The 25,252-nt window shown below is 57.2% G+C and carries 24 protein-coding genes and 2 pseudogenes; 14 read left to right on the top strand and 12 right to left on the bottom strand.

The features are described from left to right. Positions 1-61: 61 nt before the first annotated feature. From deoR to LRS40_RS23085, 3 genes are all read right to left on the bottom strand, one after another. Positions 62-820: a DNA-binding transcriptional repressor DeoR gene (gene deoR / locus LRS40_RS23095; RefSeq protein WP_142488829.1), complete on the bottom strand. Its 759-nt coding sequence runs from the start codon at positions 818-820 to the stop codon at positions 62-64. A gap of 67 nt (positions 821-887) precedes the next feature. After that, entirely contained in the window at positions 888-1,496 is a 609-nt protein-coding gene (gene ybjG, locus LRS40_RS23090) for an undecaprenyl-diphosphate phosphatase (RefSeq protein ID WP_156263286.1), read from the bottom strand. Positions 1,497-1,503: 7 nt separating this feature from the next. Further along, on the bottom strand, positions 1,504-2,232 hold the full coding sequence (locus LRS40_RS23085) for a phosphatase PAP2 family protein (protein WP_142488831.1): 729 nt from the start codon (positions 2,230-2,232) through the stop codon (positions 1,504-1,506). A 167-nt stretch (positions 2,233-2,399) separates the two neighbouring features. Between LRS40_RS23085 and LRS40_RS23080 the strand changes: the two are divergent. Continuing rightward, positions 2,400-3,636, top strand: a pseudogene (locus tag LRS40_RS23080) (MFS transporter). 81 nt (positions 3,637-3,717) lie between these two features. Here the strand turns inward: LRS40_RS23080 and LRS40_RS23075 are convergent. Further along, positions 3,718-4,530, bottom strand: coding sequence for a Cof-type HAD-IIB family hydrolase (locus tag LRS40_RS23075; protein ID WP_231312792.1), 813 nt, complete (start codon positions 4,528-4,530; stop codon positions 3,718-3,720). After that, positions 4,520-5,737 (bottom strand): MFS transporter, encoded by a 1,218-nt coding sequence (locus LRS40_RS23070; RefSeq protein WP_231312791.1) that lies wholly within the window; start codon positions 5,735-5,737, stop codon positions 4,520-4,522. Before LRS40_RS23070 ends, LRS40_RS23075 begins: the two co-directional genes overlap by 11 nt. A gap of 81 nt (positions 5,738-5,818) precedes the next feature. Between LRS40_RS23070 and LRS40_RS23065 the strand changes: the two genes are divergently transcribed. Next, a complete protein-coding gene (locus tag LRS40_RS23065) occupies positions 5,819-6,361 on the top strand; it encodes a TetR/AcrR family transcriptional regulator (RefSeq protein WP_142488835.1) in 543 nt (180 codons plus the stop codon). A 48-nt stretch (positions 6,362-6,409) separates the two neighbouring features. Here LRS40_RS23065 and LRS40_RS23060 read toward each other — a convergent pair whose 3' ends face one another. From LRS40_RS23060 to LRS40_RS23050, 3 genes are read right to left on the bottom strand one after another with little or no spacing between them, the layout of a single operon-like run. Beyond that, on the bottom strand, positions 6,410-6,787 hold the full coding sequence (locus tag LRS40_RS23060) for a hypothetical protein (protein ID WP_142488836.1): 378 nt from the start codon (positions 6,785-6,787) through the stop codon (positions 6,410-6,412). Between the two features lie 42 nt (positions 6,788-6,829). After that, entirely contained in the window at positions 6,830-8,506 is a 1,677-nt protein-coding gene (locus LRS40_RS23055) for a hypothetical protein (RefSeq protein WP_231312790.1), read from the bottom strand. Continuing rightward, entirely contained in the window at positions 8,503-9,243 is a 741-nt protein-coding gene (locus LRS40_RS23050; protein WP_231312789.1) for a hypothetical protein, read from the bottom strand. The genes LRS40_RS23055 and LRS40_RS23050 overlap by 4 nt, the downstream gene beginning before the upstream one ends. A gap of 548 nt (positions 9,244-9,791) precedes the next feature. Here LRS40_RS23050 and LRS40_RS23045 point away from each other — a divergent pair. The 6 genes and pseudogenes from LRS40_RS23045 (at position 9,792) to crtB (ending at position 16,106) form a co-directional block, all read left to right on the top strand. Further along, on the top strand, positions 9,792-10,364 hold the full coding sequence (locus LRS40_RS23045) for a DUF2239 family protein (RefSeq protein ID WP_231312788.1): 573 nt from the start codon (positions 9,792-9,794) through the stop codon (positions 10,362-10,364). 227 nt (positions 10,365-10,591) lie between these two features. Next, a pseudogene (locus LRS40_RS23040) lies at positions 10,592-11,512 on the top strand (polyprenyl synthetase family protein). Then, positions 11,509-12,537: a type 2 isopentenyl-diphosphate Delta-isomerase gene (gene fni / locus LRS40_RS23035; RefSeq protein ID WP_142488841.1), complete on the top strand. Its 1,029-nt coding sequence runs from the start codon at positions 11,509-11,511 to the stop codon at positions 12,535-12,537. The pseudogene LRS40_RS23040 and the gene fni overlap by 4 nt, the downstream one beginning before the upstream one ends. Beyond that, positions 12,537-13,712, top strand: coding sequence for a lycopene beta-cyclase CrtY (gene crtY / locus LRS40_RS23030; RefSeq protein WP_231312787.1), 1,176 nt, complete (start codon positions 12,537-12,539; stop codon positions 13,710-13,712). The genes fni and crtY overlap by 1 nt, the downstream gene beginning before the upstream one ends. Then, a complete protein-coding gene (locus tag LRS40_RS23025) occupies positions 13,705-15,183 on the top strand; it encodes a phytoene desaturase (protein WP_231312786.1) in 1,479 nt (492 codons plus the stop codon). The genes crtY and LRS40_RS23025 overlap by 8 nt, the downstream gene beginning before the upstream one ends. Next, complete coding sequence (gene crtB, locus LRS40_RS23020; RefSeq protein ID WP_231312785.1) at positions 15,180-16,106, top strand: 15-cis-phytoene synthase CrtB; 927 nt, start codon at positions 15,180-15,182, stop codon at positions 16,104-16,106. Before LRS40_RS23025 ends, crtB begins: the two co-directional genes overlap by 4 nt. Here crtB and LRS40_RS23015 read toward each other — a convergent pair. The 3 genes from LRS40_RS23015 to LRS40_RS23005 form a co-directional block, all read right to left on the bottom strand. Beyond that, on the bottom strand, positions 16,045-16,581 hold the full coding sequence (locus tag LRS40_RS23015) for a sterol desaturase family protein (RefSeq protein WP_231312784.1): 537 nt from the start codon (positions 16,579-16,581) through the stop codon (positions 16,045-16,047). The genes crtB and LRS40_RS23015 overlap by 62 nt on opposite strands. Before the next feature lie 261 nt (positions 16,582-16,842). Further along, positions 16,843-17,154 carry an outer membrane protein assembly factor BamE gene (gene bamE / locus LRS40_RS23010; protein WP_142488846.1) on the bottom strand — a complete coding sequence of 104 codons (312 nt, stop codon included), beginning with the start codon at positions 17,152-17,154 and terminating at the stop codon, positions 16,843-16,845. Between the two features lie 366 nt (positions 17,155-17,520). Then, complete coding sequence (locus tag LRS40_RS23005; RefSeq protein ID WP_142488847.1) at positions 17,521-19,206, bottom strand: aspartate:alanine antiporter; 1,686 nt, start codon at positions 19,204-19,206, stop codon at positions 17,521-17,523. Positions 19,207-19,480: 274 nt separating this feature from the next. Here LRS40_RS23005 and LRS40_RS23000 point away from each other — a divergent pair, with 274 nt between their 5' ends. Beyond that, positions 19,481-19,870 (top strand): inner membrane protein YbjM, encoded by a 390-nt coding sequence (locus LRS40_RS23000; RefSeq protein WP_142488848.1) that lies wholly within the window; start codon positions 19,481-19,483, stop codon positions 19,868-19,870. 13 nt (positions 19,871-19,883) lie between these two features. Here the strand turns inward: LRS40_RS23000 and LRS40_RS22995 are convergent, their stop codons facing one another. Further along, a complete protein-coding gene (locus tag LRS40_RS22995) occupies positions 19,884-20,153 on the bottom strand; it encodes a GrxA family glutaredoxin (RefSeq protein ID WP_142488849.1) in 270 nt (89 codons plus the stop codon). A 180-nt stretch (positions 20,154-20,333) separates the two neighbouring features. On the opposite strand from LRS40_RS22995, the gene nfsA reads away from it, so the two are divergent. The 5 genes from nfsA (at position 20,334) to potG (ending at position 25,243) form a co-directional block, all read left to right on the top strand. Next, a complete protein-coding gene (gene nfsA / locus LRS40_RS22990) occupies positions 20,334-21,056 on the top strand; it encodes an oxygen-insensitive NADPH nitroreductase (protein ID WP_231312783.1) in 723 nt (240 codons plus the stop codon). Between the two features lie 72 nt (positions 21,057-21,128). Continuing rightward, positions 21,129-22,031, top strand: a complete 903-nt coding sequence (gene rimK, locus LRS40_RS22985; protein WP_142488851.1) for a 30S ribosomal protein S6--L-glutamate ligase — start codon at positions 21,129-21,131, stop codon at positions 22,029-22,031. A 43-nt stretch (positions 22,032-22,074) separates the two neighbouring features. Next, on the top strand, positions 22,075-22,551 hold the full coding sequence (locus LRS40_RS22980; protein ID WP_156263300.1) for a YbjN domain-containing protein: 477 nt from the start codon (positions 22,075-22,077) through the stop codon (positions 22,549-22,551). 349 nt (positions 22,552-22,900) lie between these two features. Further along, positions 22,901-24,013, top strand: coding sequence for a spermidine/putrescine ABC transporter substrate-binding protein PotF (gene potF, locus LRS40_RS22975; RefSeq protein ID WP_231312782.1), 1,113 nt, complete (start codon positions 22,901-22,903; stop codon positions 24,011-24,013). A gap of 96 nt (positions 24,014-24,109) precedes the next feature. Next, the gene (gene potG / locus LRS40_RS22970; protein ID WP_142488854.1) at positions 24,110-25,243 is read left to right on the top strand and encodes a putrescine ABC transporter ATP-binding subunit PotG; all 1,134 of its coding nucleotides are present in this window, start codon (positions 24,110-24,112) and stop codon (positions 25,241-25,243) included. Positions 25,244-25,252 lie beyond the last annotated feature (9 nt).

The following is a 25,252-nucleotide window of genomic DNA, read 5'->3' as shown; positions in this document are numbered from 1 at the left end:
AACAAACGGCCCGGTACCGTAGGCCCGTGCCAGCGTAGCGCCGCCGGGCAATAAACCGCACTCAGTACATCAGCTTGATCTGCTGCGCCTTAGCATAAGTCACCAGCGCCTCATCCGGGCGGCAGTCGCTGACGATTGCGTCGAAGCACGTCAGCTCCCCCATCCGCGCAGGGCGCACTTTACCCATCTTGCTGTGATCCACCACCAGCACATGATACTGCGCCATATTCATTGCCCACTGTTTTACCGGCAGCTCATCCAGATTAAAGCAGGTCGCCCCCTGGCGAACATGCACGCCTGCCGCGGAGTAAAAGGCGATGTCCGGGCACAGGTTGCTGAGGGTGTCCTGCAGATTGAGCGGCTTAAAGATGGCATTGCTGGCGTGAAACTCGCCGCCGCAGAGGATCACCCGGCACGCGGGTTTTTCCTGCAGGGCGAGAAAGGTATTCAGGGAGTAACAGACCCCGGTGAACGGCAGGTCGTTATCGATGGCTTCGATGATCCACGGCGTGGTGGTGCCACAGTCAAAAAACAGCGTCTGATGGGGTTGCACCAGCGAGGCGGCCAGACGCGCCGCTTTGCGCTTCTCTTCCACCAGGCGAGTCTTTTGGTCACTCAGCAGATAGTGGCTAGCGCTGCGGGGTTCGAGGACAATGTAACCGCCGAGCAGCACCACGGGCCCGCTTTCACTGTTCAGGTCGCGACGAATGGTCATTTCCGAGACGCCGAGCAGCGCGGCGGCCTCTTTCAGATGCAGTTTATCGCTGCGCTTAAGCGCATTGATCAGTTGAGCCAGCCGTTCGTCACGTCGTGTTTCCATAGGTCCTCAGAGCGATAAATGAACCCCCGTTACGCCGGGGGCTCAAGTTTACCTCGTGAAACCCAAATTAGTCACGTATCCAGCCTTTGCGTATAGGCAGGGCAAAGCAGAAGCGGTAAAGCTGCGAGAGGCGTTGATAGAGGGCGTGCCCGAACAGATTCCACAGGATCTGCGCGCTCAGGCAACCCAGCAGTCCGACCATCAGCCCGCCCAGCATATCCATCGGCCAGTGCACGCCAAGATAGACGCGGGACCAGGCAATGGCGCAGGCCACCATCATCAACACTATGCCTGACCAGATCCGGTGCCAGAGCAGGAACGCCAGCGCAAAGGTGAAAATAGCGGTGCCGTGATCGCTCGGGAAGGAGTCATCCGCGGCGTGGTGCAGGAAGTTATAGCCGACACGGTCGACAAACGGGCGGTCGTGGGGGAACAGATGACCCAGCAGCCAGGACGCCGCCAGGCTTATCACCAGCGCCATGGCGATTTTAATCACCAGCTGACGCTGGGCGCCCACCTGCTTGCGCGGCCCCCACAGCCAGAGGATCGCAATCAGCGCCGGTACAATGCTGATCAGATCTTTTGCCACAAAGATGGCCAGTTTGATGCTCCACTCCGGTGAAGCAGGTGTGGCATTAATCAGTTCAAACAGTCCGTAGTTCAGATTTTCTAACATATCCTCGTTACTCTTTTGCAAACCAGGTGGAAATCAGGCCCCAGGCCACCACCTGTGAAAACCACACCCACCAACCTGCCCACAGGTTGTGAGAGAAGAAATGTGCCCCGCGCATCACCTGGCCATAGCCCATCACTAACCCGAGTACGGCACCGGCTATGACCATTCCCCAGGCCAGGCGTGGACGCTCGCGCCAGAAGGCAAAGAACAGCCCCATCACCATAAAGCCGCTCGAGGAGTGGCCCCCCGGGAAACAGCGGCCAGGGCCACTGCCGGGAGGAGCTGAGTCAAACAGGGGATACGCCAGCGCTTTGCCGCCATACTCCACCAGATCCCAGGGACAGCTGTGATGGCTGATAGCCTTCAGGATGCCCACCACCGCCGTGCCCAGCCCCATCAGCAGCGCCGCCGTCACTAATCGCGGGTTGCGGCTGAACGCGCCGTAAAGGAGGGTGACCGCCGCCACGGCAATGGTCAGGTATTTCGCCAGCCGATGGTTGAGCAGATCCAGCAGCGCATTGTGCTGCAGCGGAAAGTGCTGACTTGCCGCGTCATACCAGTAACCCGTCAGCAGCCTGTCGAGCGTTTCATCCCGCGCCAGCCAGGTAAAAAGCCCGGCCAGAACCAGCAGCGCTAGCAGCTGGTAACCATAAAAACGAACCGGTAAGCGGTAAAGGGCTTTTGTCTTAGAAGTCTTTAACTTAGACAATTCTGAAGCGGAGACGATTTGTGTCATAATTAAGGTCAATGACTGGAAAAGCCCAAGCATACGGATGGCAACTTAAGGAAACCTTAAACGACAGCGATTTGTGCCTTATTTCTGTGAGGCGGCGTGAATCTGCTATCTCTGGTGCGGCCATTTCATTACACTCTGCGCGATTTTTTATCGGATACTGAGACTCCATGCTAAACCGTTCTTCTTCCCGCACGCGCCTGGGGCGTCAGGCGCTGCTGTTCCCGCTGTGTCTGGTGCTGTACGAATTCTCCACCTATATCGGAAACGATATGATCCAGCCCGGCATGCTGGCGGTGGTGGAACAGTACAACGCCGGGATCGAGTGGGTTCCCACCTCCATGACCGCCTACCTGGCGGGGGGGGATGTTTTTACAGTGGCTGCTCGGGCCGCTGTCGGATCGTATTGGCCGTCGTCCGGTGATGCTGACCGGGGTGGTGTGGTTTATCGTCACCTGCCTGGCGACCCTGCTGGCGCAAACCATCGAGCAGTTTATGGTGCTGCGTTTCTTACAGGGGGTCAGCCTGTGCTTTATCGGCGCGGTGGGTTACGCCGCCATCCAGGAGTCCTTTGAGGAGGCGGTGTGCATTAAAATCACCGCCCTGATGGCTAACGTGGCGCTGATTGCGCCGCTGCTTGGCCCGCTGGTGGGGGCCGCCTGGGTCCACGTCGCGCCCTGGGAGGGGATGTTCGTGCTGTTTGCGGCGCTGGCAGCGATCTCGTTTTACGGTCTGTACCGCGCGATGCCCGAAACCGCCACCCGCATCGGTGAGAAGCTCTCACTCAAAGAGCTGGGGCGCGACTATAAGCTGGTGCTGAAGAATGTCCGCTTTGTGGCGGGGTCGCTGGCGATTGGTTTCGTCTGCCTGCCGCTGCTGGCGTGGATCGCTCAGTCGCCGGTGATCATCATCAGCGGCGAAAAGCTCAGCAGCTACGAGTATGGCCTGCTGCAGGTGCCGATTTTTGGTGCGCTGATTGTGGGTAACCTGGTCCTGGCCCGCCTGACGTCACGCCGCACCGTGCGTTCGTTAATCATCATGGGCGGCTGGCCCATCGTGATTGGGCTGGTGGTGGCCGCGGTGGCGACAGTAGTTTCCTCCCATGCTTATCTGTGGATGACCGCCGGGCTGAGTATCTATGCGTTTGGTATTGGGCTGGCGAATGCCGGACTGGTGCGCCTGACGCTGTTTGCCAGCGAGATGAGCAAAGGCACGGTATCGGCGGCGATGGGGATGTTGCAGATGCTGATCTTTACCGTCGGGATTGAGGTCAGCAAACATGCCTTCAGCTCTGGCGGCAACGGGCTGTTCAGCCTGTTCAACCTGGCGAACGGCATCCTGTGGCTGGGGCTGATGTTCGTGTTCCTGAAAGACAAGCGGGTGGGTAGTTCGTTACAGCCGGAGTAAACAATCAAGCCGGGTGGCGCTGCGCTTACCCGGCCTACGAAATCCGTAGACCCGTGCAAGCAACGCGCCGCCGGGCATTGCTTAGTTGAACGGGGCTTCCCGATTTAACACGCGGTCGATTACGTCAAGCACCCCTTCGTCGTTATTGTGCGGCGCTTCATAGCGGGCAACCGCCTTGATGTGATCCCGGGCGTTTGCCATCGCAAAGCTGTACCCGGCCTGGGTCAGCATCTCCACGTCATTCCCGCTGTCGCCAAAGGCGACCACTTCGCTGTTGTCGATGCCCCACAGCTCCTGCAGCAGGCGCAGGCCATTGGCTTTGTGGATCCCCGGCAGGATCAGGTCAATACTGCCGTGGCCGGTAGTGACCGGCACCATAATGTCGCTCAGCTGCTGGTGGATCATCGCCTGAATGCGCGGGATCTCATCGTCCGGCACGTTCAGGCCAAACTTAAAGAAGATATCGTTGAAGTTGTCGAAATTGTCCACCTTTTCCAGCCGGTGATAATATTTGGCGGCAAGGTCATGGAAGGTTTCACCATAGTGTTTCAGGGTATAGGCGCTGCCTTTGCCGCAGGCGATCACCTCCACTTCCGGAATGGCGCAGAGAAACTCCGCCACGGTGGCGAACTGGGCTTGGGTCAGCTCGCCGTTGTAGACATCCTGCCCGGCATTCACCACCCAACCGCCGTTTTCCGCGACAAAGGCGATCTCATCGGCGATCTCAGGGAAGAAGGAGATCAGCTGGTAGTACTGGTTGCCGCTGGCGACCACAAACCGTATGCCCTGTTCCTTCATCTGCGCGTACTGGCGCAGAAAACGCGCGCGATTGTACTGCTTCGCATCGTTCAGGAAGGTGCCATCCATATCAACTGCAATCAGTTTAACGCTCATATCCATTATCCATGGCAGATTTAGCCTGCGAATCCGGTTTGGCGACCGCCCTGGCGACCAGGGCGGCAATCATCACTAATCCCAATACCACCAGCATGGCGCTGCGTAAGCCGTAATGCTCCCCGAGGAAGCCCAGCAGCGGCGGGCCCACCAGGAAGGCGAGATAGCCGGTGGTGGCGACCACGCTGACGCGGGTCGGCGCGTCCGGGCCGGTGTCGCTGGCCGCCGAGATGGTCAACGGGAAGCCAAGCGAAGCACCAAGCCCCCACAGCACCACCGACACGCCGGCCACCCAGTCGACATCGACAAAAATAATCAACGCAATGCCCAGACCACCCAGCAGGGCGCTGGCACGGACCACCGTCACCCGGCTGTAGCGGTCAATAAACCAGCCGCCGGTAAAGCGACCGACGGTCATGCCCAGCGTAAACCCGGCATAAATCAGCGATCCGGAGGTCGGGCTGAATCCGTGACCGTCCACCATCAACAGCGGCAGCCAGTCGTTCGCGGAGCCTTCGGCAAAGGCCATCGCCAGCACCACCACGCCAATCAGCATCAGCTGCATATCGCGATAGAAGGGCAGCCCTTTTTCACCCGTTTTAGTTTCACCCGCGACGTTCCTGCCGTTGCCATCCGGGATGGCGGTGATCCCCAGCAGAACCGGGGCGATACAGACCAGCGCGGCCAGCAGAGTATGTGTCGTAGCGGCGATGCCGGAGGCGGTCAGGGCCATGCCGATACCGGCGCCTGCCAGCGTGCCAAGGCTGTAAAACCCGTGCATCATCGGCAGTACGGTTTTGTTCATCTCTTGCTCGATGGTTGCGCCTTCGACGTTAATCGCCACTTCCGCCGCGCCAAAACTGCCGCCAAACACGGTCAGCCCGATGGCAAACGCCAGCGGGGAGGCGAACCACAGCGCAACGCTGAGCATCATCATACCCACAATCGCGCAGCACATGGTGGTGCGGATCACTGTCCGCGTGCCGAACCGCTTAACCAGCCAGGCGGAACAGAGAATGCCGCTCATCGAGCCTATCGACAGGCCAAATAACACGATGCCCATTTCCGCCGTCGAGACCGACAGAATGTCACGGATAGCGGGGGTGCGCGTGGCCCAGGAGGCCATTAACAGGCCGGGAATAAAGAAGAACATAAACAGCGCCCACAGGCGTCTTTGCAGAATTTTGCGCGATGAGATGACGGTCATGGTTTCTGTACCAGAAGGACAACATAGAAGACAACACTAGCAAGTTTGTGTACATTTGTACATAAATGCGCTGAGGTAAAAATGAACAGACGACCCAACGATCCGCAACGGCGGGAACGGATATTGCAGGCCACCCTGGACACCATCGCAGAGCATGGTCTGAACGCCGTCACTCATCGCAAAATCGCCAGCTGCGCCGGGGTGCCGCTGGGGTCGATGACCTACTATTTTGCCGGGATGGATGCGCTGCTTGAGGAGGCCTTCACCTGGTTTACGCAGCAGATGTCGGTGCAGTATCGCGAGTTCTTTGCCGGGGTGACGGGGCCGGAGATGGCCTGCGAGTCGATCGTCACCCTGATTTACAGCTCCCAAGTCACCACACCGCACAATATGGAGCTGATGTACCAGCTTTATGCCTTTATGAACCGCAGCGCATCGTTAAAAACCGTGATGCAGGACTGGATGAAAACCAGCCAGACGACGCTGGAGCAGTGGTTTGATCCGGTCACCGCCCGTGCCCTGGACGCGTTTATTGAAGGGATGACGCTGCATTTTGTCACTGACAGGCAGCCGCTCTCGCGGGAGGCGTTAAGGGTTATGGTGGGGCGAATTGCGGGGGTATAACATCAACCAACAGGCCAGCTTGCGCTGGCCTTCATGTCTTTCGGCCGGTTAATCCAGTAAGCCGGTAGACGCGGTGCTGGAAGTCTGGACGAAGTTATAGCCTTCGACCACGTTACCTTTAAACCAGATATCCATGGATTTAATGTTCGCCGTTGCGCCATTGGTAAACATAGAGACAATCGGGATATAACTGGTGATGCTGCTTTTTCCTGATGTTACCGAGTAGCTCCACGTCTCTTTGCCATCAATCATTGCACGTGTCTGCGGCTCACCATATTTGTTAATAATTTCTTGCTGGGTGGTTTTGCCTTTAATGATATTGGCCGCCACCGTTTGCTGGCTTTCCTCTTTGATGGATTTATTGCCATACACCGTACAGCTTGCAAGAGGAAGAATGGCAAGTGCGACAAAAATGAACTTTTTCATATTATACCTTGTTTATATTGATTATTTATTCCCAGTCGGGAATCACTCTTCGCGCGTGACATACCCGAAATCAAAGCCCTGCAGCACATGTTCACGCAAATATTGATTGATCGGGTAGCTGTAGCTTTGTCCGATACTGACGGCATGCATCACACGCAATACCGCTCCCCCGCTCAGCGGTAAGGGTTCATCGGTGATGGTAATTTTCGCGCCCGCCAGCCCATCTTTCAGATTTTTATAGGCTACTGATTCAGTGATGCTGTTATTGATGAGGCTGAACGTGACCACCAGAACGGCAATTAACGCGACCGGGAAGGCTAAAGGATGGTGATTCAGGAACCGCACCGGGCGCCAGGAACGGCGGGTTAATAGCGTCGCCGTCAGGGGAACGAGCACTAAATAGAGCAGTTTTGCCAGGTGCGTAAGTGCACCCACCAGAGAGAAAATCAGCGCAATGGGCGGCACAATAACGGCACGCGCGGCATCTTCACCCAGCTTTTCATTAACCCCTCCCGCGCTATAGCTCGATACTGCCGCGCGCAGTTCAGGTAATTGTTGCTTTACCGCCTCGTTAAGATGTGGCGTGTGAAGCTCAAGGGCGAACTGCTTCAGCTTATCGTTCAGCGGATACTCCTCACGAACAAGCGTATTCGCCGGGAGAAGCAGCTTTTCGCGTAACGATTTCTGCACTACGTCAAGGCGGAAAAAGACGCCCCAGTCGAGCCGTTTAGGGATGGTCACGCCCTGGTAGACCACGGTTCGCTGGGCGAGATATTTCTGCCTGGCGGCTTTCGCCACCGCGGCATTAAACCCGGTACGATCTGACGGCGACCAGTCATTGGCGACGGGAACGCCTTGCCCGCGAACCTGATTTCTTACGGTGGCGTAATAACGTCTCGGGACGTTCCAGGTTTTCAGGCGTTTCGCCTCTAAGGAGCGTTCGTACCGTTGCCAGGCCCTGGCCTGCTCAAGCCGCACCGTTTCGCTGATATCCATGTCATCGTTGTAATAGGCAACAAATTGTTTATGCACCTCGCCACGCGCCTTGATCCAGGCCTCGTAGTAGCCGCGAACGCCGCCTTCTTGTGCGCTGATGTTGTCGCGTAAATTCTGTTCCGCATCGCGTTCCAGTAATTTACGATAGCGATCGGACGAACTTAGCAGCACCGGTAAGGTTGCCAGAAACGCCTTCCCTGAGGGACTGTTCCACGTCTGTGCCTGTCCACCGCCGCTATCCAACGGGATGCCTTCCAGCGTCTGCTGTCCTTCAATTAATGCATGCTGATAGAGCTGCGCCAGCAGGGACATCTGACGAAATTCACCCGTGCTCTTCGTCACCTGACGTTCAATTACCCATTCCACTGCATGCCAGGTTAAGGAGCCGGTGATCAGACAGATCAACAGCACCAGCGCCGTGCTGGCTTTCGCCGTCAGCCAGACGCCTTTTTTCTTCAGCCGGACAATACCCATCAGCGAGAACTGTAACGCCAGCAGCGCCGCCGCGATGGCGGTTAATGTCCGGCCGTAGCGCTCCATATTGTGAACTTCATCGGCGGTCGAGACGCTGCCGACCAGGTCCAGCAGGCGGGAGTTGAACGCCAGCTCACAAATGAGATAGGTGAGGGTAATGCCCGTCACCAGCCAGTTTTGCCAGGCGGGGAGGACCGAACGCTTGATCCCATCCTGCGGCCAGTGCTTTTCCTGAACCTGCTCGGTCATGACTTAAGCTCCAGGCTGGTCTGACGGGTTTTGGTTGGAGCATAGATCTCGGTAGGCACTGAATTGTTCAGCTCCGGCTGGGCAACTTTAGGCGGCAGTGGCTCCACGGTTTTGGTCGGCGTGCGTTTAACCGGCTTCGCTACGGGCTGCGCCTTGGTTTTACGGGACGATCTCACGTTATCAGGGCTGTTGCTGACGACCGTTTTTTGTTTCTGAACGGGGAATCGACTGTGGTAAACCTCGCCATGCTGCCAGTTGAACTGCTCCACCCGATTGTCGGTGGTGAAATTCAGTTGCAGCTTGTCCGCGCTGGCGTTGATCTCAGGCCCTGTATCGCATACGCCGGTGAAGGCCCACTCCTGGGATCGCGTATTTTGCAGATCGACCAGGCGATACTGTGCCGGGCAGGACGGCGTCGCCACTTTCAGCAGCAGTAAGGTATGTCCTTCGATGTGATACTGATTGATGATCCTCGCCCAGCTGATGCCCTCCAGCGGGCGCTCAATCATCAGATTGCTCCACTTCAGGCTATAACGACCATTCAGCTCCCTTAATGCCCCTGTCGAGCCATCCGCCAGCGTGAACTGTCCGACTTCGTTCCCCAGAACGCTCGCCAGATCGGTATTAAACAGAATTTTGCCGTTTTTATCGTAACGAACAGAGCAGCCACTTAACCCAAGAATTAACGCCAGAACCAGTAAGCTACGTAAGGTTAAGTTGTGTCGTGACATAGTCATCTGTTAATTCCGTTTTGGTACGTTATTTTATCAATGCGCAACGTTATCAATGTTGCCATTGATAATTGATGAGGAGGATTTCCGCGATCGCTTATAAATTTGACTTAAGGCCCGATAAACCACGAAAACAAATTCTGATGGAGGAAAAATTTATATGTCCACTGCTCTTGAGAAAGCGTGATGCTCATCCATGAGAAAAATCTCAAAAAATTTAACATGTTGAAATAATCAGTCAATCTCCATTTCTGGTAGTTCTTCGAAAGGAGATACAGCAGAGCAGGCAGTGAAATACCGCAGGGAGTTAATTTTTCCGCCGCGAGAAGATATATGCGGCCAGAGGCCATATTTAACAGAAAATGATCTACTCTTTTATCTGCCAATTATTTTTAAGCCGTACAGATATCTGCCGCCGTTATTCATGCCACCAGCGCGTCAAATTTACCCGTTTCAGCAGAGGCCACAGACCCTTGTTTTTACCCGGGTATAATTGACAGGGCGCGCGCCTGCGCGTACGTTGCTATTTTTACCCGGATAAAAAAGGTAGCAGCATGGCGAACATCACCCTTACCGCCTTCTGGCGACAGCAACAGATTGCGCACGGTACGCTGAGCGCGCTGATCCAGCAGATCCAGTCCGCCAATATTCAGGATGAAACCGTTTTCATTTTTAACGATCGTAGCGGCAAGCGTCTCGATATTCACCTTCACGGGGATATTGCCAGCACTCTGGCGGTGTACCCGGAGCTGGCAGAAAGCAGCGTCATCAGAACCCGGGGCAGGCCAAAGCTTGGCGTCTCGGCAAAAGAGGTGACGCTGCTGCCGCGTCACTGGGAGTGGCTAGCCTCCCAGCCCGGCGGGGCTTCCGCTACCTTGCGCAGGCTTATCGATCAGGCGCGAAAATCCAGTGACGCGGCGGATAGCAAGCGCCAGCGACACGATCGCGCCTACCACTTTATGTATGAGATAGCCGGGGATCTGCCTGATTACGAAGCCAGCCTGCGTGCGCTCTTTGCTGACGATGAGGTCGCGTTTACCGCGGGTATCAAAAACTGGCCGCAGGATATTCGCCAGTACGCGTTACGGCTGGCGTTTGGCAAAGAAGAGGATCACCAGCAGGCGTGACGGGAAGGGGGGTTCTAATATCTCTACAAATGTAAATTTTTGTGCAACTTACTTCATGGCTATAATTTTAAATTACTGATTTTAATATAATTAATAACTATTTTCGGTTTCTCTTATCCCGGCGGGCAACAAAACGCAGAAGGATACGCTACGCTTTGTAAATCATCCTGCGGCAAGCGTTTTTACCTCTTCTGCGGAAGTCGCCACCATATACCGGGGAAGCCCCTATGACCCTTAGTCATGAAGATGATGTAAAAATGCTGCTGTCTGCGTTTGAACAACGTCTGGAACAACTGCTGCCTGCGGGAGAGCAGGAGGGCTAGGTCTACGCGGCCATGCGCGAAGCAACGCTTGTCGCCGGCAAGCGCATGCGCCCTCTGTTGCTGCTGCTGGCGGCGACCGACATGGGCTACAAAGCTGAGCGGACAGGCCTTCTGGATCTGGCCTGCGCCATTGAAATGGTTCACGTGGCCTCCCTGATTCTGGATGACATGCCCTGCATGGACAATGCCATGCTCAGACGCGGGCGACCGACGGTTCACTGTCAGTATGGCGAAAGCGTCGCGATACTGGCGGCAGTGGCGCTGCTGAGTCACGCATTTTGCGTCATCTCACGCGCGCCTTCGCTGACGCACGAGGCCAAAGCGCGGGCGATTGCTGAGCTTTCAGCATCGGTGGGGCATATGGGGCTGGTACAGGGGCAATTTCGCGATCTGAACGAGGCCCGGCAGAGCCGTAATGCGGATGAAATACAGCTGACCAATGAGTTGAAAACCAGCAGCCTGTTCAATGCCACCCTGCAACTGGCGGCCATTGCGGCCGAAGCACCGCCTCAGGTCAGCGAACGTCTGCGCTTTTTCGCCCGCGATCTCGGTCAGGCTTTCCAGCTGATAGATGACCTGACGGACGGCTCACACGCCACCGGCAAAGATCCCCATCAGGATAAAGATAAATCGACGCTGGTCGCCGTGCTCGGGACAGAGAGCGTTTTCCTGCGCCTGCGTGAGCACGTGCGCAGCGCCGACCAGCATATTGCTACCGCCTGTCAGCCGGGAACTACCGCCCGGCACTATGTTCACGTCTGGTTTGAAAAACAGCTGACGCTTATCAGTCAGAGCCTGTCGTTATCCCTGTCGGAGTGTCAATGAGCAACCTGTCGCAACGTAAAAGCGATCATCTCGATATCGTACTGAACAGCACGCCCGGGGTAAAAAAGTGTACCAGCGGCTTTGAAAAATGGCGGTTCGGGCACTGTGCACTGCCTGAACTGCATCTTGATGATATTGATCTCTCGACCTCGCTGTTTGGCCGCGCCCTGAAGGCGCCGCTGCTGATCAGTTCTATGACCGGGGGTACCCGTCGGGCGAGCCAGATCAATCAACATCTTGCCCTTGCCGCGCAGGCCCTGGGGCTGGCGATGGGGGTTGGCTCCCAGCGCGTGGCGCTGGAGAGCGAGGCTAACTACGGCCTGACGCGTGAACTGCGCGCCTTTGCCCCGGACGTGGTGCTGATGGCCAACCTCGGTGCCGCGCAAATCGCGGGCCGGCAGGGCATCGACTATGCCAGACGCGCCGTAGAGGCCCTCGCGGCAGATGCGCTGATTATCCACCTCAACCCGCTTCAGGAGGCGCTGCAGCACGGCGGGGATCGCAACTGGTGCGGGGTTATCGACGCCATTCATCAGACCGTCGAGGCGCTGCATGTGCCGGTGGTGGTCAAAGAGGTGGGCAGCGGGCTTTCGGTACCGGTTGCCCGTCAGCTGGCCGCGGCGGGCGTGGCGATGCTGGATGTCGCCGGAGCCGGTGGTACCAGCTGGGCGGCGGTTGAGGGCGAACGCGCCGTCACCGCTCATGGCCGGGCGGTGGCGATGGCCTTTGCCGACTGGGGGATCCCGACCGCGACGGCATTACAGGATCTGCATCAGGCGCTGCCCGACATGCCGCTTGTGGCCTCGGGCGGGATCGCCAACGGCATCGAGGTGGCAAAAGCGATCCGCCTGGGCGCAAGTCTGGTGGGGCAGGCGGCCGGGGTGCTGCAAAGCGCGTTACTCTCCAGCGAGGCGGTCATTGACCATTTTCAGGTGATCATCGACCAGCTGCGCGTCGCCTGTTTCTGCACCGGGAGCGCCAACCTGGCCCAGCTGCGTCAGGCCACGCTGGTGGCGCAGACGTAATGGCGCACGAGTGGGACATCATCTTAGCAGGCGGTGGGCTGGCGAACGGGCTGATCGCGTTACGGTTGCGTCAACAGCGCCCCGGGCTGCGCGTGCTGCTTCTCGAGGCCGATAGCCAGCCGGGGGGGAATCACACCTGGTCGTTTCATGAAGGCGACATTACCCCCGGGCAGCACCGGTGGATTGCCCCCCTGGTGGCACATCGCTGGCAGGGATACGACGTGCGCTTTCCCGACCTGAACCGGACCCTTACCGGGGACTACCTCAGCATCACCTCCGCGCGTTTTGCCGCCGTGCTGGCCGACGCCTGTGGCGAGAGCCTGCAAACTGACGCCGCCGTCACCGCGCTCACTCCGCAGACGGTGACGCTCGCCGACGGCACCACGCTCCGGGCCCGCGCGGTGATCGATGGCCGGGGCTACACGCCGGACAGGCACCTCAACACCGGCAGCCAGTCATTTCTTGGCCAGGAGTGGCATCTCCGCCAGCCGCACGGCCTGATCCGGCCGATACTGATGGACGCCACGGTCAACCAACAGGGCGGGTATCGTTTTGTCTATACCCTGCCGCTTTCCGCCACCGAACTGCTGATCGAAGATACCCACTACATTGACGCCGCCCGGCTGCACCTCAGCGCCGCGCGGCAAAACATTGCTGACTACGCCCGCCAGCAGGGCTGGTGCCTGGACCGCCTGATCCGCGAAGAGCGGGGCCATCTGCCGATTATGCTGGCGGGTGATTTCCCTGCCTACTGGCAGGCGCGGGATAAGCAGCCGTGCAGCGGCCTGCGCGCCGGGCTGTTTCATGCCACCACCGGCTATTCGTTGGCACACGCGGTGGCGCTGGCCGAGGCCATCGCCGGCACCGCGGATATCAGCGCGGCCACGATCTTTTCTGTGATTCATCGCTATGCCCTGCGCCAGTGGCAGGAGCAGCGTTTTTTCCGCACTCTCAACCGCATGCTGTTTCTGGCGGGGGATGCCGATAAACGCTGGCAGGTGATGCAACGTTTTTACTCTCTTAACGAAGGGCTGATTGCCCGCTTTTACGCCGGGCAGCTTACCCTGGCCGATAAAGCGCGGATCCTGGCAGGTAAACCCCCGGTTCCCGTCGGCGAAGCGATGCTCGCCATACTGAAACTCACTCCCCGGATGCGAGCGTTTCACCATGAATAAAACAGTCATTATTGGTGCCGGTTTTGGCGGATTAGCGCTGGCCATTCGGCTACAGGCCCAGGGCATTGCCACACTCCTGCTGGAGCAGCGGGATAAGCCCGGCGGGCGGGCGTACGTTTATCACGATCAAGGGTTCACCTTTGACGCCGGGCCGACGGTGATAACCGATCCCAGCGCCATCGAAGAGCTGTTCACCCTGGCCGGAAAACGGATGGCGGATTATGTCGATCTCCTGCCGGTCACTCCTTTCTATCGCCTGTGCTGGGAGACGGGCGAGGTCTTTGATTACGACAATGTGCAGGCCCGGCTGGAAGAACAGATAAGACGTTTTAACCCCCGTGACGTGGAGGGTTACCGCAAATTTCACGCCTACTCTCGGGCGGTGTTTAACGAGGGGTATCTCAAGCTTGGCACGGTGCCGTTCCTCTCTTTTCGCGATATGCTCCGCGCCGGGCCGCAGCTTGCCCGATTGCAGGCCTGGCGCAGCGTCTACGGCATGGTTTCGCGCTTTATCGAGAATGAACAGCTGCGTCAGGCGTTCTCGTTTCATTCCCTGCTGGTGGGGGGCAACCCGTTTGCCACCTCGTCCATTTATACCCTGATCCACGCCCTGGAGCGTGAGTGGGGCGTCTGGTTTGCCCGCGGCGGCACCGGGGCGCTGGTGCAGGGGCTGGTGAAGCTTTATCAGGATCTCGGCGGGGAGTTGCAGCTGAATGCGGAGGTGACCCGGCTGGTGGCCGAGGGCGATCGCATTCGCGCCGTGGAGCTGAAAGACGGCCAGACGATCCCGACCGCGGCGGTGGCCTCCAATGCCGACGTGGTGCATACCTATGAAAAGCTGCTGGGGCATCATCCGGCGGGGGCGGCGCGCGCGACATCGCTCAAGCGCAAACGCATGAGTAATTCCCTGTTTGTGCTCTATTTTGGCCTGAACAAGCAGCACGATCTTGCGCACCACACGGTGTGTTTCGGGCCGCGCTATAAAGAGCTGATCGACGATATCTTTAATAAAAACGCGCTGGCGGAGGATTTCTCCCTCTACCTGCACGCCCCCTGCGTCACCGATCCCTCCCTCGCGCCGCCGGGCTGCGGCAGTTATTACGTGTTAGCCCCGGTGCCCCATTTAGGCACCGCGGATCTCGACTGGGTTGTGGAAGGGCCGCGCCTGCGCGACAGGATTTTCGATTATCTTGAAGCCCACTACATGCCGGGGCTGCGCAGCCAGCTGGTGACCCACCGCATGTTCACTCCCTTCGATTTTCGCGACCAGCTTGGCGCTCATCTGGGCTCCGCCTTTTCGGTCGAACCGATCCTGCGCCAGAGCGCCTGGTTCCGGCCGCACAATCGCGACAGCCGGATCCCCAATCTTTACCTGGTCGGGGCGGGCACCCATCCGGGCGCCGGTATTCCCGGGGTGATCGGTTCGGCCAAAGCCACGGCAGGGCTGATGCTGGAGGCGCTTTCCCGATGAACACCACACTGATGGATCACGCGACCGACACCATAGCCGTGGGCTCGAAAAGCTTTGCCACCGCTGCGAAACTCTTCGATCCGGCCACCCGGCGTAGCGTGCTGATGCTCTACGCCTGGTGCCGCTACTGCGATGACGTTATCGACGGCCAGGAGCTGGGATTTAACGCCAGTCCCGTGGACAGCGCCCAGGCAGAGCTGCGCCTGGAGATGCTTAAGCACCAGACTCTGCGCGCGTGGGAAGGGGGAGAGATGCGTGAGCCCGCCTTTGCCGCCTTTCAGGAGGTGGCGCTGGGCCATAACATTCCGCTCCAGCTGGCTTACGATCACCTTGACGGTTTTGCCATGGACGTACGCGAGACGCATTACGAGACTTTGGATGACACCCTGCAATACTGCTATCGCGTGGCGGGGGTGGTAGGGTTAATGATGGCGAGGGTGATGGAGGTACGCGATGAAGCCGTGCTCGATCGCGCCTGTGATTTAGGCCTTGCCTTTCAGTTGACCAATATCGCCAGGGATATTGTCGAGGATGCCCGGGTGGGCCGCTGTTATCTCCCGGCCCAGTGGCTGGCAGAGGCGGACATTCCCCCGGGGGCGATAGCACAGCCCAAAATGCGCGCGCCCCTCGCGGATATCGCCCGACGGCTGGTGGCAGAGGCCGAGCCTTACTATGCCTCTGCCCGGGAAGGTCTGGCCGGGTTGCCGCTGCGATCCGCCTGGGCCATTGCCTCGGCGCACGGGGTATATCGTGAGATTGGCGTGAAGGTCGGCGCGGCGGGGCCCCGAGCCTGGGATACACGGCAGGGGACCAGCGGTCTGGAGAAGTCGGGATTACTGCTAAAAGGCGCCTTGCTTTCGCTCACTTCTCGTTTTGCGACGCCGTCACCGCGCCCGCCTCAGCTCTGGCAGCGCCCGCGCTAGCCCCACGGTGCGCCTTGCGCTGGCGTAAGGTGGCCTGCAATTTTTCAATCGGCGGTGCATAGAGAAAACCAAAGGAGACGCAGTCCTCTTTGCTCCGTACCGCGTGGTGCAGACGGTGCGCCAGATAGAGGCGCTTGAGGTAACCCCGGCGCGGGATATAGCGAAACGGCCAGCGCTGATGCACCAGCCCGTCATGCACCATAAAGTAGAGCGCGCCGTAGAGCGTCATCCCGGCGCCAATCCACTGTAGCGGCCATATCCCCCAGGTCCCCAGCGCAATCAGCACAATCGCCAGCACGGCGAACACCACGGCGTACAGGTCGTTTACCTCGAACCAGCTGGTGCGCGGCTCGTGATGCGACTCATGCCATCCCCAACCCCAGCCGTGCATGATGTACTTGTGTGCAAGAGCGGCGATGAGTTCCATGGCGGCAACGGTTAAAAGCACGATCGCTGTGTTGTACAACGCGAGCATTGGGGCTCCTTGGGCTTGGGGGAAAATTTAGGTGACTTATTAAGCGTAACACTTAAATGGGGGAAGGGTGGGGGGGCGGGAGGCGTGATTTATTGCCTAAACGGCAGATAACAGGAAAATTAATGTAAACGGGGTAATGTAAACAATTTATTAAATTAAATTCAATAAGTTAAGGTGGGAGAATGAGTGGCGATTTAAGGGGAAAGCAAACCTCTGTCGCCACGAATGTTTTAATAAATTGCTGTCATGATAGTGAATGTATTAAAAAACAACGACTCCTTTAACAGGAGCGCCTGCACCACGGATTTCGCCGCTTCCGTAAGAAACAACTTTTCCGTTTTCAAAGGTAACGTAGTAATCACCCTTATCCCATCCCCAACCAGATGCTAACCGATTGCTATATTGGATTTGTTCAGCATTACCTTTAACGGCATCACCATCAGGCGTTCCAAGTAAGTCAATCACTTGTTGTTTGGTCATACCTACCTGAACATTATGAATTTTTTCGCCAGTAGTACACCCTGCTAACACTGCTACGGTAAAGCCGATCATCATTAATCTTTTGAATTTCATTTCTCAGTCTCTCTGGATTGTGAGCAATAATTATTGATCGAACTAAATTGCGTGATATTGATCACGCTCTGAAGGCACGATGATTCTCTATTTTCTTAGGATAATACTCAAACATGAATATCCTTTACAGGGAGTCTCAGACGCTGCCGCTAGTGGTTCAGGAGGGAATGTACAACCGCTTGATTTGAAGGCAGCCTGAACGCCAGGCAACAAAAAACCCATCAACCTTGAACCAAAACGGCGGGGTTGATGGGCTCCACAAATTGGGGACATCAAAGAAAAGCAGTGGCAATAGTTATGACTGACGGATGACAGAAAAGTTCTGCGCATAGCGAAAATTTTTTCGCCATTGCGCAAATTTCTCTCTTATCCCAGCCCCGGCCAGATGATGATGATCAAGGTCCCCGCAAGGGTTAACAGCACGTTAGCGATGGCGTAGGTACCGGCATAGCCCAGCGCCGGGATGTTGCTGCGGGCGGTATCGCTGATAATTTCCATTGCAGGGGCACAGGTACGGGCGCCCATCATCGCGCCGAACAGCATGGCGCGGTTCATGCGCAGCACGTAGGCGCCGAACAGGAAACAGATCACTACCGGCACCAGGCTGACGATTAACCCGGCCACCAGCATCTGCCAGCCCACTGCGCCCAGGCTGTGGCTGATACCGCTGCCCGCGCTCAGCCCGACGCCCGCCATAAATACCATCAGGCCAAACTCTTTCACCATGTTCAGCGCGCCCTGAGGGATATAGCCGAAGGTTGGATGGTTGGCACGCAGGAAGCCGAGCATGATCCCGGCAAACAGCAGGCCTGCGGCGTTGCCGATGCCGAAGCTAAAGTTGCTGAACTGGAAGGTGATCATCCCGATCATCAGGCCGACGATAAAGAAGGCGCAGAACGCCAGCAGGTCGGTCACCTGGCTGTGAATGGAGATAAAGCCGATGCGGTCGGCGACGGTCTTCACACGGCGCGTGTCGCCGCTCACCTGCAACACATCACCCTTGTTCAGGACGATGTTGTCGTCGATAGGCATCTCAATCTGGCTGCGGATCACCCGGTTGAGGAAGCAACCGTGGTCGGTCAGCTTGAGCTGGGCCAGGCGGCGGCCCACGGCGTTGTGGTTCTTGACCACGATCTCTTCGGTGACGATGCGCATGTCGAGCAGGTCGCGGTCGAACACCTCTTTGCCGTTGCGGAAGCTCGGGTCGAGACGGGCGTGCGCATCCGGGTAGCCCACCAGCGCGATATCATCGCCCATCTGCAACACCGCGTCGCCGTCCGGGTTAGCCAGAATGCCGTTACGGCGAATACGTTCGATATAGCAGCCGGTCTGGCGATAAATGCCCAGCTCGCGCAGATTTTTACCGTCGGCCCAGGCCACCAGCTCCGGGCCGACGCGGTAGGCGCGGATCACCGGCAGATAGACTTTGCGTTTGGTGTCAGTGTCCAGACCGCGCTCGCGGGCGATCTGCTGGGCGCTGGTCTGCAGATCCTGATGCTGCAGTTTCGGCAGATAGCGTGCGCCGACAATTAAACTTACCAGACCAATCAGATAGGTCAGAGCATAGCCGAGGCTGAGGTGATCCAGCGCCAGCGACAGCTGGGCGTTATCCAGCCCGAGATGGCGCAGCGTATCCCCGGCACCCACCAGCACCGGCGTGGAGGTCATCGACCCGGCCAGCATGCCCGCCGTCAGGCCGATATCCCAGCCAAACAGTTTGCCTAAACCCAGCGCGATGAGCAGTGCGCTGCCCACCATCACCAGCGCCAGCATCAGGTAATTTTTGCCGTCGCGGAAGAAAATAGAAAAAAAGTTGGGCCCGGCTTCGACGCCGACACAAAAAATAAACAACATAAAGCCCAGATTTAGGGCATCGGTGTTAATACTGAAATGCTGCTGGCCTAATAATAACGAAACGACTAAAACGCCAATAGAATTACCGAGTTGGATCGACCCGAGACGTAATTTACCCAGGCAAAGACCCAGAGCCAGTACCACAAATAATAACAGGATGTAATTCCCGTTTAACAATTCTGCGACGTTTATGTTCACGGAGGATAACTTTTCGTTTACCAGTAAGTGGTTGAAGGGGTGGGATATTTAGGCTACTGTTTTGCACTGTAAGAGAAGGAGTAACGCTCCCGATCGCGCATTATAATATATCCCACAAAGTAATATCAAACTATTAGTTAATTTTTAACAAATATCACCCTTTGATAGCGATGACGTAATGGCGTGCTGATTTTGGCAAGGAATGCCGGGTGACTCAACTAATTGGCGTCCACGGGGCGAAAAAAGTATTTGTCCGCACTGGCAGGGGGATAGATTGAATATTAAACGTAACTGGTTTGGCGTGGCTTGCTGCTTTTTACTGTTCACCGCGGTGTGCGTCTGTCTGACGTTCAGGGTGAGGGGGGCGTTTATGTCCGCAGGCTACCCTGGACTGGGATTACTCTTCTTCACCTTGCCGGGTATCGCTGCCAGCTTCTTCTCCCGTGGCGGAGAGGTGATCAGGCCGCTGATTGGGGCGATACTTGCCGCGCCGGTCTGCCTGGTGGTGATGCGGATGATGTTTATCCCGTCACGCACGATGGTACAGGAGCTGGCCTGGCTGCTGAGTGGCGTTTTCTGGTGTGCGTTAGGTGCGCTGTTCTTTCTGTTTGTGCGCCGGGCGCTGAAGAACCGCCGCGAGAGAATAAAAACGCCCTCAGAGTGAGGGCGTGAAAGGCTTACTGGGCAGCAAACAGCCCCAGGTGCTCTTTGGCGTAGGCTTCAAAATCGGTAAAGCCGCCGATGTGGGTCTGGTCGAGGAAAATCTGCGGAACGGTTTCAACCGGCTTACCGACGGTTTTTTCCAGATCGGCCTTGGTAATGCCTTCGGCGTGAATGTCCACGTAGCGGTAGTTAAAATCTTCACGCTCAGCGGTCAGTTTTTCTGCCAGATCTTTTGCGCGCACACAGTAAGGGCAACCCGGACGTCCAAAAATCACTGCAAACATGTTCTCTCTCCTGAAACTAAGCCAGACGGCGAATAACGCTATATTGCCGATAACTATCGGTAATGGAAAGCAGGTTCTGCCTGTTGCATTGATATCTTCAGGCTATGTTTGGCCAATTACAGCCTCCTTTTCTTTGCCTATACTGGCGAAATGTCAGTAACGCCCGTAAAGAGAGACAAGATGACGCCAGTAATTGATCTGCTACGTTCCCACCGCTCCATCCGCCATTTTACTCAGGAACCCATCAGCGACGCGCAGCGCGAGGCCATTATTGCCGGTGCGCAGGGCACGTCCAGCTCCAGCTTCCTGCAGTGCAGCTCCATTATCCGCATCACCGACCCGGCGATGCGCGAACAGCTGGTGACGCTTACCGGCGGGCAGCAGCATGTCGCCCAGGCGGCGGAGTTCTGGATCTTCTGCGCCGACTTTAACCGCCATCTGCAAATCTGCCCTGAAGCGCAGCTTGGCCTGGCAGAGCAGCTGCTGCTCGGCGTGGTGGATACCGCGATGCTGGCGCAAAACGCGATGACGGCCGCGGAGTCGCTGGGACTGGGTGGCGTTTACATTGGCGGCATCCGCAACAGCATTGAGGCGGTGACCGAACTGCTGCAGCTGCCGAAGCACGTCCTGCCGCTGTTTGGCCTGTGCCTCGGCTGGCCGGCGGATAACCCGGACGTCAAGCCGCGCCTGCCTGCGGCGATGGTGGTGCATGAAAACCACTATCAGCCGGTCGATCAAGAGGTGCTGGCGCAGTACGACGAGGAGCTGGCGAACTACTACCTCAGCCGCGCGACCAATAACCGTCGTGATACCTGGAGCGACCATATCCGGCGCACCATCATCAAGGAAAACCGTCCGTTTATTCTCGACTATTTGCATAAACAGGGCTGGGCGACGCGATAAGTCCATTCATCCTGCGCCTGCCTGCGTGTATGATACGCAGGCTTTTACCGGATTATGTCTGAGCGGTGCAGGGTGAAAATTGCCATATTGTCCCGGGATGGAACGCTCTTTTCCTGTAAACGCCTGCGTGAAGCGGCGGAGCAGCGCGGCCATCAGGTAGAAATCCTCGACCCGCTGTCCTGCTATATGAATATCAGCCCGGCGGCCTCCTCCATTCACTATAAAGGGCGTCAGCTGCCGCACTTTGACGCGGTTATCCCGCGCATTGGCTCGGCAATCACCTTCTATGGCACTGCCGCCCTGCGCCAGTTTGAGCTGCTCGGCAGTTATCCGCTGAATGAATCCGTGGCCATTACCCGGGCGCGCGACAAACTCCGCTCTTTGCAGCTGCTGGCCCGTCAGGGGATCGACCTGCCCATAACCGGCATTGCCCACTCGCCCGACGACACCAGCGATCTGATCGAGATGGTGGGCGGTGCGCCGCTGGTGGTCAAGCTGGTGGAGGGCACCCAGGGGATTGGCGTGGTGCTGGCCGAAACCCGTCAGGCAGCAGAGAGCGTGATCGATGCCTTTCGCGGCCTGAACGCGCACATTCTGGTGCAGGAGTACATTCAGGAGGCGAAAGGGCGGGACATTCGCTGCCTGGTGGTGGGCGATGAAGTGGTTGCGGCCATCGAACGTCAGGCCAAAGAGGGCGATTTTCGCTCCAACCTGCACCGGGGGGGCGTTGCCCGGATGGTGGAGATCACCGCGCGCGAGCGGGAGATCGCACTGCTTGCCGCCCAGACGCTGGGGCTCGATATTGCCGGGGTCGATATCTTACGTGCCGATCGCGGGCCGCTGGTGATGGAGGTTAACGCCTCACCGGGGCTGGAAGGCATTGAGAAAACCACCGGGATTGATATCGCCGGGAAGATGATCGGCTGGATAGAGCGCCAGGCCACGCCGGAGTTTTGTCTGAAAACGGGCGGATAACTGACCTGCCACGCACTGTTATTTTTTAAGAGGTTCCACCGTTATGGATTCACTCGTAGTACCGACACTTGATACCTTGCGCCACTGGCTCGACAACATGGGCGTTAGCTTTTTTGAATGCGACACCTGCCAGGCGCTGCACCTGCCGCACATGCAAAACTTTGACGGCGTGTTTGATGCCAAGCTCGATCTGATTAACGACGTCATTCTTTTTTCCGCGCTGGCGGAGGTCAAACCCTCGGCATTGCTGGCCTTAGCATCGGATTTATCCGCCATCAATGCCAGTTCTTTGACGGTGAAGGCATTTCTCGATATACAGGATGATAATCTGCCAAAACTGGTGGTTTGCCAGTCTTTCAACGCAGCCGTCGGGCTGACTTTCCCGCAGTTCGCGGCCTTCATTCAGCAGAGCGAAGAGCAGATCTCCATGGTGATGCTTGAAGCCAGCGCCCATCATCTGTTGTACAACGCCGAAGAGGGCGCTGAGCAACCTGAAACTTCGGGCAATTTTCTGCACTAAAGCTGTCTGACTTTTAGGCAGTCGCTATCGTGGCGGCTGCATAACACCCTCTTTTCTGCTGGATTTAACCTTTCTTTAAAGAATTATTCACCGCCATCCCGCCAATTCGGCTTATCACATAGACATTTACTGCATAAAAAATTGTTAAAAGGCGTTTTTTAATCTGAGCTATAGCTACGGAGACAAGCTACAGTTTATTCTTGCGATGCTGTTAAATGCGAGCAGATACTGCCACCTGAGTAACATCTTCTGCTGCAGGCAGAGTGATAAATTATGCACGTTTCTTGCATAGGCTAAGAGTGTTCATTTTTAGCGCGTTTGTTAACGCGCTTTCAGAAGGATTACCGCTATGATCGCTTTAAATAAAAAATGGTTATCGGGTCTGGTTGCAGGTGCTCTGATGGCTGTCTCTGCCGGCACGCTTGCTGCGGAACAAAAAACGCTGCATATCTATAACTGGTCTGATTATATTGCCCCGGACACGGTGGCGAATTTTGAAAAAGAGACCGGCATTAAAGTCGTCTACGACGTCTTCGATTCCAACGAAGTGCTGGAAGGCAAACTGATGGCGGGCAGTACCGGCTTCGATCTGGTCGTGCCGTCAGCCAGCTTCCTTGAGCGTCAACTCTCTGCCGGCGTGTTCCAGCCGCTGGATAAAAGCAAACTGCCGGGCTGGAAAAACCTCGATCCCGAGCTGCTGAAGCTCATCGCCAAACACGATCCGGACAACAAGTACGCCATGCCGTACATGTGGGCGACCACCGGCATCGGCTATAACGTCGAAAAAGTGAAACAGGTGCTGGGTGCCGATGCGCCGGTGAACAGCTGGGATCTGGTGCTGAAGCCAGAGAACCTCGAGAAGCTGAAAAGCTGCGGTGTCTCCTTCCTCGATGCACCGGAAGAGGTGTTTGCCACCGTCCTGAACTACCTCGGCAAAGATCCAAACAGCACCAAAGCGGATGACTACACCGGCCCGGCCACAGACCTGCTGCTGAAGCTGCGTCCTAACATCCGTTACTTCCACTCGTCCCAGTACATTAACGATCTGGCGAACGGCGATATCTGCGTGGCTATCGGCTGGGCAGGTGACGTCTTGCAGGCGGCTAACCGCGCCAAAGAGGCAAAAAATGGCGTGAATATCGCTTATTCGATCCCGAAAGAGGGGGCGATGGCCTTCTTCGACGTCTTCGCGATGCCTGCTGATGCAAAAAACAAAGACGAAGCCTATCAGTTCCTGAACTATCTGCTGCGTCCGGACGTTATTGCCCACATCTCTGACCACGTCTTCTACGCCAACGGTAACAAAGAGGCTACCTCACTGGTCAGCGCCGAAGTGCGTGACAACCCGGGTATCTACCCGCCGGCAGACGTGCGCGCCAAGATGTTCACCCTGAGCGTCCAGGAGCCTAAAATCGACCGCGTCCGTACCCGTGCGTGGACGAAAGTGAAAAGCGGTAAATAACCGCTCCTCGTAGGCCGGGCAAGCGTAGCGCCCCCGGCAACAGGCGCACCGTTCTGGTGCGCCTGCACCAGTTTGATTGATGCCGGAGAGCACCCCGTGAACGACGCGATCCCCCGCCCGCAGGCGAAAACCCGTAAAGCGCTGACCCCGCTGCTGGAAATCCGTAACCTGACCAAATCTTTTGATGGTCAGAATGCCGTGGATGATGTCAGCCTGACTATCTACAAAGGCGAAATTTTTGCCCTGCTGGGTGCATCTGGCTGCGGGAAATCGACGTTGCTGCGCATGCTGGCCGGGTTCGAACAGCCCAGCGCCGGGCAGATTATGCTCGACGGCGTTGACCTCTCGCAGGTACCGCCGTATCAGCGTCCCATCAATATGATGTTCCAGTCTTACGCGCTGTTCCCGCACATGACCGTGGAGCAGAACATCGCCTTTGGCCTGAAGCAGGACAAAATGCCGAAAGCCGAGATCGCCGCCCGCGTGGCCGAAATGCTGAGCCTGGTGCATATGCAGGAGTTTGCGAAGCGTAAGCCGCACCAGCTCTCGGGCGGGCAGCGTCAGCGCGTGGCCCTGGCCCGCAGCCTGGCGAAACGGCCAAAACTGCTGCTGCTGGATGAGCCGATGGGGGCGCTGGATAAAAAACTGCGCGACCGCATGCAGCTGGAAGTGGTGGATATTCTGGAGCGCGTCGGCGCGACCTGCGTGATGGTGACTCACGACCAGGAAGAGGCGATGACCATGGCCGGACGCATTGCGATCATGAACCGCGGCAAGTTCGTGCAGATTGGCGAGCCGGAAGAGATCTACGAGCACCCGACCACCCGCTACAGCGCCGAATTTATCGGCTCCATGAACGTCTTCGAAGGGCTGCTGAAAACGCGTGAAGAGGACGGGCTGGTGATCGACTCGCCGGGCCTTATCCACCCGCTGAAGGTCGCCGCCGACAACTCGGTGGTGGACAACGTGCCGGTGTACGTAGCGCTGCGCCCGGAGAAAATCACACTCTGCGACGCGCCGCCTGCCGATGGCTATAACTTTGCGGTGGGGGAGGTGGTGCATATTGCCTATCTGGGCGATCTCTCCATCTATCATGTCCGTCTGAAGAGCGGACAGATGATCAGCGCCCAGCTGCAGAACACTTACCGCTACCGTAAAGGGCTGCCGACCTGGGGCGACGAAGTGCGTCTCTGCTGGGAAGCGGACAGCTGCGTTGTGCTGACGGTATAAGGAACGGCG

Source organism: Leclercia sp. G3L (assembly GCF_021117075.1).
GTDB lineage: Bacteria > Pseudomonadota > Gammaproteobacteria > Enterobacterales > Enterobacteriaceae > Enterobacter > Enterobacter adecarboxylatus_C.
Note: the sequence above shows the minus strand (reverse complement) of the source record. Positions and strands in the feature narration are given on the sequence as shown.